Annotated in this window: 14 protein-coding genes; 6 read left to right on the top strand and 8 right to left on the bottom strand. The window is 67.2% G+C overall.

The features are described 5' to 3' along the window. Positions 1-45: 45 nt before the first annotated feature. Together metK and ahcY are read left to right on the top strand one after the other, a co-directional pair. Complete coding sequence (gene metK, locus AB0T83_RS02720; RefSeq protein WP_366191324.1) at positions 46-1,230, top strand: methionine adenosyltransferase; 1,185 nt, start codon at positions 46-48, stop codon at positions 1,228-1,230. A 128-nt stretch (positions 1,231-1,358) separates the two neighbouring features. Further along, positions 1,359-2,744: an adenosylhomocysteinase gene (gene ahcY / locus AB0T83_RS02715; protein ID WP_366191322.1), complete on the top strand. Its 1,386-nt coding sequence runs from the start codon at positions 1,359-1,361 to the stop codon at positions 2,742-2,744. A 36-nt stretch (positions 2,745-2,780) separates the two neighbouring features. On the opposite strand, the gene AB0T83_RS02710 is transcribed toward ahcY, so the two are convergent. Beyond that, positions 2,781-3,797, bottom strand: a complete 1,017-nt coding sequence (locus AB0T83_RS02710; protein WP_366191320.1) for a class I SAM-dependent methyltransferase — start codon at positions 3,795-3,797, stop codon at positions 2,781-2,783. Between the two features lie 166 nt (positions 3,798-3,963). Between AB0T83_RS02710 and AB0T83_RS02705 the strand changes: the two genes are divergently transcribed. Both AB0T83_RS02705 and AB0T83_RS02700 read left to right on the top strand, forming a co-directional pair. Continuing rightward, positions 3,964-4,932 carry a DUF808 domain-containing protein gene (locus tag AB0T83_RS02705; protein ID WP_366191319.1) on the top strand — a complete coding sequence of 323 codons (969 nt, stop codon included), beginning with the start codon at positions 3,964-3,966 and terminating at the stop codon, positions 4,930-4,932. Positions 4,933-5,010: 78 nt separating this feature from the next. Then, complete coding sequence (locus tag AB0T83_RS02700) at positions 5,011-5,976, top strand: adenosine kinase (RefSeq protein WP_366191317.1); 966 nt, start codon at positions 5,011-5,013, stop codon at positions 5,974-5,976. Between the two features lie 57 nt (positions 5,977-6,033). On the opposite strand, the gene AB0T83_RS02695 is transcribed toward AB0T83_RS02700, so the two are convergent. Genes AB0T83_RS02695 through AB0T83_RS02670 form a run of 6 tightly spaced genes read right to left on the bottom strand, consistent with a single transcriptional unit; the run spans position 6,034 to position 10,319 of the window. Further along, positions 6,034-6,369 carry a DUF805 domain-containing protein gene (locus AB0T83_RS02695; RefSeq protein WP_366191315.1) on the bottom strand — a complete coding sequence of 112 codons (336 nt, stop codon included), beginning with the start codon at positions 6,367-6,369 and terminating at the stop codon, positions 6,034-6,036. A 13-nt stretch (positions 6,370-6,382) separates the two neighbouring features. Next, entirely contained in the window at positions 6,383-6,991 is a 609-nt protein-coding gene (gene plsY, locus AB0T83_RS02690) for a glycerol-3-phosphate 1-O-acyltransferase PlsY (protein WP_366191581.1), read from the bottom strand. Further along, complete coding sequence (gene pyrC, locus AB0T83_RS02685; RefSeq protein WP_366191313.1) at positions 6,991-8,274, bottom strand: dihydroorotase; 1,284 nt, start codon at positions 8,272-8,274, stop codon at positions 6,991-6,993. Before pyrC ends, plsY begins: the two co-directional genes overlap by 1 nt. Next, positions 8,271-8,810 (bottom strand): hypothetical protein, encoded by a 540-nt coding sequence (locus AB0T83_RS02680; RefSeq protein WP_366191312.1) that lies wholly within the window; start codon positions 8,808-8,810, stop codon positions 8,271-8,273. Before AB0T83_RS02680 ends, pyrC begins: the two co-directional genes overlap by 4 nt. A gap of 1 nt (position 8,811) precedes the next feature. After that, the gene (locus tag AB0T83_RS02675; RefSeq protein ID WP_366191311.1) at positions 8,812-9,381 is read right to left on the bottom strand and encodes a hypothetical protein; all 570 of its coding nucleotides are present in this window, start codon (positions 9,379-9,381) and stop codon (positions 8,812-8,814) included. Then, positions 9,381-10,319, bottom strand: coding sequence for an aspartate carbamoyltransferase catalytic subunit (locus tag AB0T83_RS02670; RefSeq protein ID WP_366191309.1), 939 nt, complete (start codon positions 10,317-10,319; stop codon positions 9,381-9,383). Before AB0T83_RS02670 ends, AB0T83_RS02675 begins: the two co-directional genes overlap by 1 nt. Before the next feature lie 111 nt (positions 10,320-10,430). Here AB0T83_RS02670 and AB0T83_RS02665 point away from each other — a divergent pair, with 111 nt between their 5' ends. Further along, positions 10,431-11,219, top strand: a complete 789-nt coding sequence (locus AB0T83_RS02665; RefSeq protein ID WP_366191307.1) for a uracil-DNA glycosylase — start codon at positions 10,431-10,433, stop codon at positions 11,217-11,219. Here AB0T83_RS02665 and AB0T83_RS02660 read toward each other — a convergent pair. Beyond that, a complete protein-coding gene (locus AB0T83_RS02660; protein ID WP_366191306.1) occupies positions 11,190-12,104 on the bottom strand; it encodes a DMT family transporter in 915 nt (304 codons plus the stop codon). The genes AB0T83_RS02665 and AB0T83_RS02660 overlap by 30 nt on opposite strands. A gap of 128 nt (positions 12,105-12,232) precedes the next feature. On the opposite strand from AB0T83_RS02660, the gene moaB reads away from it, so the two are divergent. Continuing rightward, positions 12,233-12,775, top strand: a complete 543-nt coding sequence (gene moaB / locus AB0T83_RS02655; protein WP_366191304.1) for a molybdenum cofactor biosynthesis protein B — start codon at positions 12,233-12,235, stop codon at positions 12,773-12,775. Positions 12,776-12,810: the final 35 nt, after the last annotated feature.

The following is a 12,810-nucleotide window of genomic DNA, read 5'->3' as shown; positions in this document are numbered from 1 at the left end:
CCCCGCCCCATCCCGGTTCTGGCCGTGCCCAAGGAGAGATGAGATATGAGTGCGAAAAGCTGGCTGTTTACCAGTGAATCCGTGTCCGAAGGGCATCCCGACAAAGTTTGCGACCGCATTTCGGACGCCGTATTGGATGCCTTCCTGACAGCAGACCCGCATTCCCGCGTGGCCTGCGAAACCCTGGCCACCACCGATCATGTGACCATCGCCGGTGAGGTGCGCGGCCCCAACGAAGTGCGCCAGCGCGTCGAGGAAATCGCGCGCGATGCGATCCGCGACATCGGCTATGAGCAGGACGGGTTTTCGTGGAAGACCTGCGCCGTTGAAAACCTGCTGCACGAGCAATCCGCCGACATCGCGCAAGGCGTGGACGAAGGCAGCAAGGGCGAGGAGGGTGCTGGGGACCAGGGCATCATGTTCGGCTATGCCTGCACCGAAACCCCGGAACTGATGCCGGCCCCGATCCTGCTGGCCCACCGCATCCTGCGGACCATGGCCGAGGATCGCAAATCCGGTGTGCAGAAGGGCTTTGGCCCCGATGCCAAAAGCCAGGTCACCCTGCGCTATGAGAATGGCAAGCCGGTGGCGGTGGATGCGGTCGTGGTCTCGACCCAGCATGCCGAGGAACTGGGCACCGAAGGCGTGCGCGAACTGGTCCGCCCCTATGTGACCGCCGCCATGCCCGAAGGCTGGCAGGTGTCCGACAAGCGCCTGATCGTGAACCCCACCGGGCGCTTCGTGATCGGCGGCCCCGATGGCGACGCCGGTCTGACCGGGCGCAAGATCATCGTCGACACCTATGGCGGCGCGGCTCCGCATGGCGGCGGCGCGTTCTCGGGCAAGGATCCCACCAAGGTGGACCGCTCGGCGGCCTATGTGGCGCGCTACCTGGCCAAGAACGTCGTCGCGGCGGGTCTGGCCGAGAAATGCCTGATCCAGTTGGCCTATGCCATCGGCGTACCGGAACCCGTGGCGGTCTATGTGGACACGCAGGGCACCGGCCGGGCGGATGAGGATGCGATCTCGAAGACCCTGCAGGAGATGGTGCGCCTGACCCCGCGCGGCATTCGCAACCAGTTGGATCTGCTGAAACCGATCTATGCCCGCACCTCGGCCTATGGCCATTTCGGCCGCGCGCCGGAGGCCGATGGCGGGTTTTCCTGGGAAAAGACCGATCTGGCCGACGAACTGGCCCGGATCTACGGCACCGACAAGATCAGCGCCTGACCCGACAATCGCGCCGTCCCGATGGGGCGGCGCGCGCGGTTTGGCGGGGTGCCCGCCTTGCCGGGTCCGGTGTGGGGTGCTAGCTGCACCCCAATCACACATGAAATGATGAGCTGCGGAGCAAGCACGTGACCGATTACATCGTCAAGGATATTTCGCTGGCCGGGTTCGGCCGCAAGGAACTGACCATCGCCGAAACCGAAATGCCGGGGCTGATGTCCCTGCGCGAGGAGTACGGCGACAGCAAGCCGCTGAAGGGCGCGCGCATCGTCGGCTCGCTGCACATGACCATCCAGACCGCGGTTCTGATCGAAACGCTGGTGGACCTGGGCGCCGATGTCCGCTGGGCCTCGTGCAACATCTTCTCGACGCAGGATCACGCCGCAGCGGCCATCGCCGAAGCCGGGGTGCCGGTCTTTGCTGTCAAGGGCCAGTCGCTGGAAGAGCATTGGGATTACCTCGACCGGTCCTTCATGTTCCCCGACGGTCCGAACCTGATCCTGGACGATGGCGGCGACGCGACGCTGTATGTTCTGCTGGGCGCGCGCGCCGAAGCGGGCGAAGACATCATCCCGGTGCCGACCTCGGAAGAGGAAGAGGCCATCAAGGCGCAGATCGCCAAGCGCATGGCGGCAAGCCCGGGCTGGTTCACCAAGACACGCGACCAGATTGTCGGTGTTTCGGAAGAAACCACCACCGGCGTGCATCGCCTGTACGAACTGGTCAAGGAAGGCCAGCTTCCGTTCCCGGCGATCAACGTCAACGACAGCGTCACCAAGTCGAAGTTCGACAACAAGTACGGCTGCAAGGAATCGCTGGTCGACGGCATCCGCCGTGCCACCGACACCATGATGGCCGGCAAGGTCGCCGTGGTCTGCGGCTATGGCGATGTGGGCAAGGGCTCGGCGGCATCGCTGCGCGGCGCGGGTGCCCGCGTGAAGGTGACCGAGGTCGATCCGATCTGCGCGCTTCAGGCCGCCATGGACGGGTTCGAGGTGGTGACGCTGGAAGACGAGGTCGCCAGCGCCGACATCTTCATCACCACCACCGGCAACAAGGACATCATCCGCATCGAGCATATGCGCGAGATGAAGGATATGGCCATCGTCGGCAACATCGGCCACTTCGACAACGAAATTCAGGTCGCGGCGCTGAAGAACCACAAGTGGACCAACATCAAGGAACAGGTGGACATGATCGAGATGCCCTCGGGCAACCGCATCATCCTGCTGTCCGAAGGCCGCCTGCTGAACCTCGGCAATGCCACCGGCCACCCGTCCTTCGTGATGTCGGCCAGCTTCACCAACCAGGTGCTGGCGCAGATCGAGCTTTGGACGCGGGGCGACGCCTACAAGAACGACGTCTACATCCTGCCCAAGCATCTGGATGAGAAAGTCGCGCGCCTGCATCTCAAGCGGATCGGCGTGAAGCTGACCGAACTTTCGCCCGAACAGGCCGCCTATATCGGCGTCAAGCCCGAAGGCCCGTTCAAGCCCGAGCACTACCGCTACTAGGGCGGTCCGGGCAGCGCGGTCCCGCCCCGCTGCCCGTCACTTGCGAAAGACGAAAAACCCGAACTGGACCCGGTCCGACAAGCCCAGCGGAGTGCCATAGGTGGTGCTGAGCGCCTCGGCAAACCCGTCGAAAGGCGTCAGGAACCCAGGATCCAGCTTCATCTGGCCGCAAACCCGGCGCAGCATGTCCATGGCCCGCAGGCCCAGCGGCATCTTGGTGCCGCGGTTCAGGCAGGTCACCTCGGAAAATCCCAGCGATCGGCCCAGCTCGGCCATCCGGTCGATCGAGAACTGGAACTTGTCCTCGACCTGCGCCAGGGCATCGCGATCCCCCATCAGGTTGCCATGCTTGATCGCCGACCGGCCTGCCACGGCGGTCAGCACCTGCCGTTCCTTCTTGCCAAAGACATGGCCGCTCATCTCTGCCGCCAGCAGGATGTTCTGCGCCAGCAGCGAGGCGAAGGCATGTATGTCGAGGATCGGTTCCCCGAACACGCAGGCGCCGCCGGGTCTGACCAGCTTGTGACATTGGGCCAGCGTGTCCTCGAACCGCGCGATGTGGTGCAGGATGGAATGGCCGATGACCGCGTCGAACCCGCCGGGGTGAAAGGGCAGGCTGTTGCCGTCGACCAGCGCGAGCGACACGTTCCCGGCCCCGGTGTCCGACAGGCGCCCGATCAGGCGCTTCAGGAACCCTGCCGAGATGTCGGTGGACAGGATGCTTTCGAAATACGGCTCCTGCGCCAGCCCGAGGGTCAGGTTGCCGGACCCGGCGCCGATCTCCAGCACATGGGCGGCGCGCGCGACGCCTGCGCCCTGCAACAGCCGCGCATAGGTGGTCGCGATCCGGCGCGAGGCCTGCCCGACCCCGTGATCCGCGTCATAGCTGTCCAGATCCAGCAGCGTGTCGCGGCTGCGGTCGGCGCGCAGATCCAGGATGCCTTCGGTGCGCGGGAAGGGCGCTTTGCAGGCGGTGCAGTCGGTGGTTTCCGGCACGACCGGCCCCCAGGCCTGACAGGCAGGGCATTGAAACTGCGGGGCGGTGTCGAACATGGGGCAACTCGTGGTCTGGCGGCGTTGGCGTGACCTTAGGGCCGGGGTCGCGGATTGTCACGCGGCCCCGCCGGCACGGCAAAACCTGTCGCGGGGGTGCGAGAGGGGTGCACGCGCTGCGTGTTTCTGGCATAGCTCGTTTCAAACGCAAGCTGCGGAGATTGGTATGAGTTCAGGTCTTTTGGCACTTCTGGATGACGTGGTGGCCATTGCCAAGGTGGCGGCGGCCTCGGTCGATGATACCGCCGCGCTGGCGGCCAAGGCCGGGGCGAAATCGGCGGGCGTGGTGATCGACGACGCCGCCGTCACCCCGCGCTACGTGGTGGGTTTCACCGCCGAGCGTGAATTGCCGATCATCTACAAGATCACCCGTGGCTCGCTGCGCAACAAGCTTTTGGTGCTTTTGCCCGGCGCGCTGATCCTCAGCCTGCTAGCGCCCTGGGCGATCACGCCGATCCTGATGTTTGGCGGGTTGTTCCTGTGTTTCGAGGGCGCCGAGAAGGTGCTGGAGATGCTGCATCCCCATGCGCACGGCCATGGCGAGGGCGAAGTGGTCGTCCCCGGCACGCCTGAGGGGCTGGAAGACCAGCGTGTCGCCAGCGCGATCAAGACCGATTTCATCCTGTCCGCCGAGATCATGGCCATCACCCTGTCGGCGGTGCCCGAAGCCAGCTTCTGGCAGCAGGCAATGGTGCTCGCCCTGGTCGGCACCGGGATCACGCTGGTTGTCTATGGGTCGGTGGCGCTGATCGTGAAGGCCGATGACGTGGGCGTAGCCATGTCCCAGCGCGGGCGGCTGGGCCTGACACGGTCGCTGGGACGCGGGATCGTGCATGTGATGCCGGGGTTCCTGAAACTGCTGGCGACCATCGGCACCGTGGCGATGCTCTGGGTGGGCGGCGGTATCCTGCTGCACGGCGCCGAGGTGCTTGGTCTGGCCGGACCCGCGCATCTGGTGCATGACACCGCCCATGCGCTGGGGCAACTGGCGGGCGGGCTGCAGGCAACGGTGTCGTGGCTGGTGACGGCGCTGCTGTCGGTGGCGGTCGGCTTCGTGCTGGGCCTGATCCTTGTGCCTATTGTCACCAAGGCGGTCGTTCCGATGGTGCGGGGGCTGCGCGGCAGCAAGGGCTGACCCCTGCGGCGTGTTATTCTGTGACAAGCGGGCGGCTTTGCGCTATGCGCCCCGCAAAGCCGTTGCAGGAGACTTCTGATGAGTGAACGCGTGCCCCAGGTGGCCGGAATTGGCAACCCGCTGGTCGATGTACTGGCCTCGATCGATCCCGAAGGCCCCGCCCGTCACGGGTTGATCGTGGGCGAGATGCATCTGGTCGATGCCGAGACCGCCGCGAAACTTTACGCCGAGATCGGGCCGGGGATGCAGCAATCGGGCGGCTCGGTCGCCAACACCATCGCGCATATCGGCGATCTGGGATTGCAGGGCACCTTTCTGGGGCAAGTGGCCGACGATGATCTGGGCGCGGTGTTCCGCCGGGACATGTCCGAACTGGGCATCGCGGTGCCGGTGACCTCGCTGACCGATGGCACGGCGACGGGCCATTGCGTGGTGATGGTGACGCCGGATGGCGAGCGCACCATGTCCACCCACCTCGGCGCCTGCGAGCGGCTGGTGCCGGGGGGGATGCCCGATGCGCTGCCGCCCGAAACCGAGATCCTGCTGATCGAGGGCTATCACTTCGACGTGCCTGAGGGGGCCGCCAACATCGCGCACGCCGTGGAACTGGCCCATGGGGTGGGGGCGAAAGTGGCGCTGACGCCCTCGGACCCGGCCTGTGTCGAACGTCAGCGCGACGCCATGCTGGCGCTGATCGAGGGCGATTGCGACATCCTGATCGGCAACGAGCTGGAACTGGCCGCGCTGTCGTCGGCGCGCGATCCGATGAGCGCCCTGCACTGGGCGCTGGATCATGTGGGCACCGTCGCCCTGACCCGCAGCGAACATGGCGCGCTGGTCAGCGATGGCGGCCCGGTGGTTCAGATCGCGGCGGTGCCGGTGGCCAAGGTCGTGGACAGCACCGGCGCGGGCGATGCCTTTGCCGCCGGGTTCCTGGGCGGGCTGGCCATGGGCGAGGATGTGACCCGTGCCGGGGAACGCGGTGCCGCGATGGCCGCACGGGTCATCTGCCACATGGGCGCGCGGCAGAGCCGGGCCTCCTGACCCGGCTGATCCCTTGAACAACGATGGGGGCGGCGCAGCGTGCTGCCCCTTGTCCGGTCAGTCCTTGCTGGGTTGCACCATCCAGTAAAGGATGATCAGCGTGCCGATGAGGGGCAGCAGGATCAGCAGCATCCACCATCCGTTGCGGCCGATGTCATGCAGGCGGCGGACCCCGACCGCCAGATAGGGCAGCAACAGTGCGAGGCTGGCCAGCATCGAAATCGGCTGCCCATCCTCGGGCCCGGTGCCGAAGATCATCGCATCTAGGATACTGCCGCCGACCCCGACAAGGATCACGAACAGGACGAACCACCAGAACTCGGGCCGCGTGGCGCGTCCCGAGAAAGTGGCATATTTGCTCAGACATGTCTGAATGGCGGTCTGGAAATTCATTGGGCGTCTCCGGTCAGGATTTGCGGCCGATCCTTGGTTCGCTTCCGTCCCGCAGGCGGCGAATGTTCGCGCTGTGGCGGTAGAAAACCAGAACGGCCAGGGCAATGCTCAGAAGCGTAAGCCCGGATTGTCCCAAGGCAAGGGCCCAGAGCGGAGAAAGTGCCGCCGCCGTCAGCGCCGCCAGCGAGGAATAGCGCAGGACGGCGGCCATCACGGCCCAGGTGGCGCAGGCGGCCAGCCCCACCGGAAAGGACAGCGCCAGCAGCGTGCCCAGGAAGGTCGCCACGCCCTTGCCGCCCTTGAAGCCCAGCCAGACCGGGAAGCAATGGCCCAGGAAGGCGGCAAATCCCGCCAGTTGCGCCGCGTCCTCGCCCGCCAGCGCGCGGGCGGTCAGCACCGCGATGGCGCCCTTGCCCGCATCCAGCACCAGCGTCAGGAATGCGGCCAGCTTGTTGCCGGTGCGCAGCACGTTGGTGGCACCGATGTTGCCCGAGCCGATCTGGCGCAGGTCGCCCAGCCCGAAGACGCGCGCCATGACGATGCCGAAGGGCATCGAGCCCAGGAGGTAGGCCAGCAGCGCGGTCAGGGCGAGGCCGGCCAGCGGGGTGGTCAGTGCGGGGATCATGCGCAGAACACCCGCGTGCCGCCGACCCATGTGCCGCGCACCCGGCCTTGCAGGCGGGCGCCGTCGAAGGGCGTGTTCTTGGATTTCGAATGCAGGTCGAAACGGTCCAGCACGAAGGGCGTGTCGGGGTTAAACAGCACCAGGTCCGCCGGGGCGCCCTCGGCCAGCCGCCCGCCGGGCAGACCCAGCCGCCGGGCCGGGTTCAGCGCCATGGCACGAAACAGCCCCGGCAGGTCCATCTGGCCCGCGTGATACAGGCGCAGCGCGGCGGGCAGCAGGGTTTCCAGACCCACGGCGCCGCTGGCGGCCTCCTCGAACGGCAGGCGCTTGGATTCCTCGTCCTGAGGGGTGTGGAAGGAACTGAGCGTGTCGATCAGCCCCTCACGCACCGCTTCGACCATGGCCATCCGGTCGTCCTCGTCCCGCAGGGGCGGCTTGACCTTGAAGAAGGTACGGTAGTTGCCGACGTCCAGCGCGTTCAGGGTCAGGTGATGGATCGAGATCCCGGCGGTCACATCCAGCCCCGCCGCCTTGGCGCGGCGCAGGGCGGGCAGGGCAGCGCGGGTGGTGATCTGGTCGGCGTGATAGCGCGCCCCGGTCATCTCGACCAGCGCCAGGTCGCGCTCCAGCCCCATGCGCTCGGCCATGGGCGAGACCGAGGGCAGGCCGCGCAGCGTGGCGAATTTGCCCGCCGAGGCCGCCGCCCCGGCGCTCAGCCCCGGCTCCTGCGGGTGCGCCACCACCAGCGCGCCCAGACCGGCGGCATAGCTCAGGCAGCGCGAAAACACCTTGGTGTTGGTCAGCACCCGGTCGCCATCGGAAAAGGCGACGGCGCCGGCATCCTTCAGAAAGCCGATCTCGACCATCTCGCGGCCGTCGCGGTTGCGAGTCAGGGCGGCCATGGGGGCAATGCGCACCGGGCAGGCGTCATAGCCGCGCCGCATGGCGAATTCCAGCGTTTCGGGGTTGTCGATCGGGGTCGCGGTGTCGGCGCGGGTGACCATGGTCGTCACCCCACCTGCGGCGGCGGCCAGACCGGCGGTCTTGAAGCTTTCCTTGTGACGCTCGCCCGGTTCGCCCACTTTCACGCCCATGTCGACGATGCCGGGGGCCAGGCATTGGCCATCGCAGTCGACGGCGGTGGCCTCGGGATGATCGGCGGGCGTTGTGGCTGCGGGCAGCACGCGGGCGATCACGCCCCGGTCCACCAGCAATGCGCCGGGCGCCTCGGTTCCGGCCTCGGGGTCGATCAGGCGGGCATTGTGGAAAAGTAGCGTCATAGGGCCTCTCGCTGCAGGCGGCGCATCTGGTCATAGACCGCGCGGCTGTCGGGGAGATGGGTAAATCCGATGCGGCGGCGCTTGCTGCCTTGTGCGGTCTTCACGAAATCGGTGGCAAACCAGATGTGATCGGGCGGGCCTTCCTCGTGGTCCAGCGGCGTGGCCGGGCCGATGGGATAGGCGTCAAGCGTGCGGCGTCCCAGCAGGTCAGTGGCAATGAAGGCGCGCCGGGTGGTCAGCGAGTACCAGGTGTGGCGGCGACGCCAGACCCCCAGCGCGATCTTGCCGCCCGCCCGGTTCAGCCCCATCACCAGAAACGGCAACCCCATCAGCGGAAACACCAGCCCCATGAAGGTCGCATCGGCGCCGATCCCCAGCGCCTTGGCCATCCAGAACAGCGAAAACGCGGTCACCGCCAGCCCAAACAGGGTCTCGCGCAGGGTTTGGGCGCGCCAGTCCGGGCGCGGGTCGGGCTGGCCCTGCCAGAGCAGCTCTTCCCCGGGCTCCAGGATGTCGTCCCAGCCGTTGCCTGTCACGTCAGCCCCCTGTGCCCAAAAAGGCCACCGTCAGCACCAGCAGGCCAGCGGCCAGCAGCGCGGCCAGCATCCATTTTCCGGCGGGTGCCTTCTGCGGCGGCTGCGCGGTTGCGGGCGGTGTGACCGCGACCGGGTCCACCTTGGCGCGGGCCAACGGGCGCGCGGTGGCGGGCGCGCGGGTGCTGTCCAGCATCAGCACCGGCGTCAGACAGGCGGCGGGGCGCAGGGTGACGTCGCCGCCGTCGAAGGCGCGGGACTGGGCGATCAACAGGGTGCCGTCAAGCGTGGCCAGCCGCGCGGCCTCGGCGTCCAGTTGGTCACGGGGCACGTCGTGGCCTTCGGCCAGATAGGCGTGCAGGCCCATGTCCTGAATGTCGGACAGGGGCAGCAGGGTCAGCCACCACGGATCGACCGAGGCCACGCCGAAAGCCTGCGCGGCCAGATCGGCGGCCTCGGGTGCCTCGGTGGCCAGCGCCGTGCGCAGGGCCGCGCCCTCGGCGCTGTCGGTGTCCAGCCGGTACAGGCGCAGCACGCCGCTTTCATGGGGGGCGACGTTGGGGTCCAGATCCATCAGGCAGCCTCCGCTCGCAGGTTGCGGGCCAGCAGATCCATCGCCGCCATGCGCACAGCGACGCCCATTTCCACCTGTTCCTGAATGACCGAGCGGTTGATGTCATCGGCCAGCGTGCCGTCGATCTCGACTCCGCGATTCATCGGGCCGGGATGCATGACGATGGCGTCGGGTTTCGCGCAGCTCAACTTCTCGGCATCCAGCCCGTAGCGGTGGTAGTATTCGCGCTCGGACGGGATGAAGCCGCCATCCATACGCTCCTTCTGAAGCCGCAGCATCATCACCACGTCGCAGCCCGCGATACCCTCGCGCATGTCGTCATAGACCTCGACCCCCAGATCCTTCATCGGGCCGGGGATCAGCGTCGGCGGACCCACAAGGCGGACGCGGTTTTCCATCTTGCCCAGCAGCAGGATGTTGGACCGCGCCACGCGGCTGTGGGCAATATCGCCACAGATGGCGATGTTCAGCCGGTGCAGGCGGCCCTTGGCGCGGCGGATGGTCAGCGCGTCCAGAAGCGCCTGCGTGGGGTGTTCGTGGCGGCCGTCGCCGGCGTTCAGCACCGCGCAATTGACCTTCTGGGCCAGCAGGTCCACCGCCCCCGAATGCGGGTGCCGCACCACCAGCAGGTCGGGATGCATGGCGTTCAGGGTCATGGCCGTGTCGATCAGGGTTTCGCCCTTCTTGATCGAACTGGCCTGCATCGCCATGTTCATCACGTCCGCGCCCAGACGCTTGCCTGCCAGTTCGAAACTGGCCTGCGTGCGGGTCGAATTCTCGAAGAACATGTTGATCTGGGTCAGGCCGGCCAGCACGTCCGAGCGCTTTTTCGACCGCCGGTTCAGGTCCACATAGCTGTCGGCCAGATCCAGAAGCGTCGTTATCTCGGTCGGGTGAAGCGGTTCAATGCCCAAAAGGTGCCGTCCGCGGTAAGTCATGCGCGCCCCGATCTGTCTGCGTGTCGCCGGGGTTATACGGGGGCGGGTCAAAGGCGGCAAGCGGCGCCGGCGCAATTGCGCGGGCCTGCGCGCGGCGATAGGGTCGCGGCCATGGATCACGGAACCGAAGCCGAAGCGCTGAAGGCCCTGCTGGACTGGCAGGCAGAACTGGGCGCGGACCTTCCCATCGGGGAGGCGCCGGTGAACCGCTATGCCGATCCGGTGGACCCGATGCGACCCGCGCAAGCTGCCCCTGCATCACCTGCGGCGACAGCCGTGCCCATCGCCGCCCCGCAGGTCGATCCGGTGGCCGAGGCGCAGGCCATGGCCGATGCCGCCGCCGATCTGCCGGCGCTGCGTGAAGCGATGGAGTCCTTCACTCATTGCGACCTGAAGCTGGGCTCGACGCAACTGGTGTTCTCGGACGGGGTGCCGGGCGCGCGGGTGATGATCGTCGGCGAGGCGCCAGGGCGCGAGGAAGATCAGCAGGGCAAGCCCTTCGTGGGCCGCGCCGGGCAGCTTCTGGACCGGATGCTGGCCGCCATCGGGCTGGACCGGCAGGCCGGGGATCCAGACCGCGCGGTCTATATCTCGAACATCCTGCCATGGCGGCCGCCGCAAAATCGCACGCCGACGCCCGAGGAAATCGCCATGCTGGGCCCGTTCATCCGTCGGCATGTGGATCTGGCCGCGCCCGAGGTTCTGGTGCTGATGGGCAATGTCGCCTGTCAGGGCATGCTGGGCAAGAAGGGCATCTCCCGCCTGCGCGGCACCTGGGGCGAGGCCGCTGGCCGTCCGGCGCTGCCGATGTTCCACCCGGCCTACCTGCTGCGCAACCCGGCCGCCAAGCGCGAGGCCTGGGCCGACCTGCTAGCGTTGCGCGCCCGCCTGAACGGCTGAGACCCGCCCGCGCCGCTGCGCCACCAGCACCCCGCCGAACACGCAGGCCAGACCGGCGATCTGCATCGGGGTCACCGTCTCGCCCAGGATCAGCACGCCCAGGATCATCGCGAAGACCGGGATCAGCTGCAGGAACACCCCGACCCGCGCCGGGCCCAGCACGCTGGCCCCCCGGTTCCAGGAATACAGCGCCAGGATGGACGCCCCAAGGGTGATATAGGTCAGGCCGAAGATCACCTCGCCGGTCAGGGGGATCTGGCCGATGGGCGTGGGCGCAAAGGGGACCAGCGCCAGCATCAGCAGACTGCCCAGTGCCGCGAACAGACCCAGCGCCGACAGCGGTTTCAGCGGGATCTTGAAGCGCTGGTAGGCGACCGTATAGGCCGCCCAGGCCGTGGCGGCGCCCAGCAGGAAGGCCGGGCCGCGGATGCCGCTGACGCCGCCGCCCTCCTTGCCGCTGAGCACAAGCAGCGCGCCCAGAAACGCCAGCGCACCGCCGGCGATCTGGCCGCCGGTCAGGGCGGTGCCGTCCCAGAACCGTGCCAGCAGCAGGATCAGGATCGGCGCCAGCCCGGTGATGATCCCCGCCTCGGCCACCGTGGCGGTCTGCAGGCCTGCGTACAGCAGCGTGTTGAACCCGGTGATGGCCAGTGCCGACAGCATCAGGATCTGCAACGGCTGGGCGCGCAGGGCGGCTGCAATCGCGCGCCGGTCGCGCAGCACCAGCGGCAGCAGGATCAGCGCCGCCAGCAACCAGCGCAGGAAGTTCAGGTTGATCGGGTCGATCACCTCGCGCAGCGCCCGCGCGGTGATGAAATTGCCCGCCCACAGTAGCTGGGCCAGCGTGGCGAAGGCGGCGGCGACAAGCAGGGGGCGGTTGGACATGGGACCTCCGGGCAGTGGCGCCGCGACCATGCCAGCGCCAGACGCGCGCGACCAGTGGGAATCACGCAGGCTTGCTGGACCTTGCGCCAAGCCCCTGATTAGGTGCGTCCATTGCAAGGAGACATCCCATGGCGCGCATCGACGACAGCAAAGAGTTCATCCCGGTTCGCATCGCGGTCCTGACCGTGTCCGACAGCCGGGCGATGGAAGACGACCGCTCGGGGCAGGTGCTGGTGGACCGCATCGCGGCGGCGGGTCATGTTCTGGCCGACCGCAAGATCCTGCGCGACGAGCGTGCCGAGATCGCCGACCAGTTGCGCGCCTGGTGCGCCGATCCGCAGATCGATGTGGTGATCTCCACCGGCGGCACAGGGCTGACCGGCCGCGATGTGACGGTCGAGGCGCACCGCGATGTCTATGAAAAGGAAATCGAGGCCTTCGGCACGGTCTTCACCCTGCTGTCGATGGAGAAGATCGGCACCTCGGCGGTGCAAAGCCGCGCCACTGGCGGTGTGGCGCAGGGCACCTATCTGTTCGCGTTGCCCGGCTCTCCGGGCGCGTGCAAGGATGCCTGGGACGGGATTTTAAGCAACCAACTCGATTATCGGCACATGCCGTGCAATTTCGTGGAAATTTTGCCGCGTCTGGACGAACATTTGCGACGGAAGTAGGCGCGCGACCCGTTCAAGACACTGTAACTTGGATG

Origin of the sequence: Meridianimarinicoccus marinus, from assembly GCF_040689105.1 — a bacterium.
Lineage (GTDB): Bacteria > Pseudomonadota > Alphaproteobacteria > Rhodobacterales > Rhodobacteraceae > Meridianimarinicoccus > Meridianimarinicoccus marinus.
Note: the sequence above shows the minus strand (reverse complement) of the source record. Positions and strands in the feature narration are given on the sequence as shown.

What these genes read in the sequence shown, in the direction of transcription:
- AB0T83_RS02670 (WP_366191309.1), bottom strand. Translation starts at nt 10,319, where the DNA reads ATGACTTACCGCGGACGGCACCTTTTGGGCATTGAACCGCTTCACCCG.
- moaB (WP_366191304.1), top strand. Translation starts at nt 12,233, where the DNA reads ATGGCGCGCATCGACGACAGCAAAGAGTTCATCCCGGTTCGCATCGCG.
- metK (WP_366191324.1), top strand. Translation starts at nt 46, where the DNA reads ATGAGTGCGAAAAGCTGGCTGTTTACCAGTGAATCCGTGTCCGAAGGG.
- AB0T83_RS02695 (WP_366191315.1), bottom strand. Translation starts at nt 6,369, where the DNA reads ATGAATTTCCAGACCGCCATTCAGACATGTCTGAGCAAATATGCCACT.
- pyrC (WP_366191313.1), bottom strand. Translation starts at nt 8,274, where the DNA reads ATGACGCTACTTTTCCACAATGCCCGCCTGATCGACCCCGAGGCCGGA.
- AB0T83_RS02700 (WP_366191317.1), top strand. Translation starts at nt 5,011, where the DNA reads ATGAGTGAACGCGTGCCCCAGGTGGCCGGAATTGGCAACCCGCTGGTC.
- AB0T83_RS02710 (WP_366191320.1), bottom strand. Translation starts at nt 3,797, where the DNA reads ATGTTCGACACCGCCCCGCAGTTTCAATGCCCTGCCTGTCAGGCCTGG.
- AB0T83_RS02660 (WP_366191306.1), bottom strand. Translation starts at nt 12,104, where the DNA reads ATGTCCAACCGCCCCCTGCTTGTCGCCGCCGCCTTCGCCACGCTGGCC.
- AB0T83_RS02665 (WP_366191307.1), top strand. Translation starts at nt 10,431, where the DNA reads ATGGATCACGGAACCGAAGCCGAAGCGCTGAAGGCCCTGCTGGACTGG.
- AB0T83_RS02705 (WP_366191319.1), top strand. Translation starts at nt 3,964, where the DNA reads ATGAGTTCAGGTCTTTTGGCACTTCTGGATGACGTGGTGGCCATTGCC.
- AB0T83_RS02675 (WP_366191311.1), bottom strand. Translation starts at nt 9,381, where the DNA reads ATGGATCTGGACCCCAACGTCGCCCCCCATGAAAGCGGCGTGCTGCGC.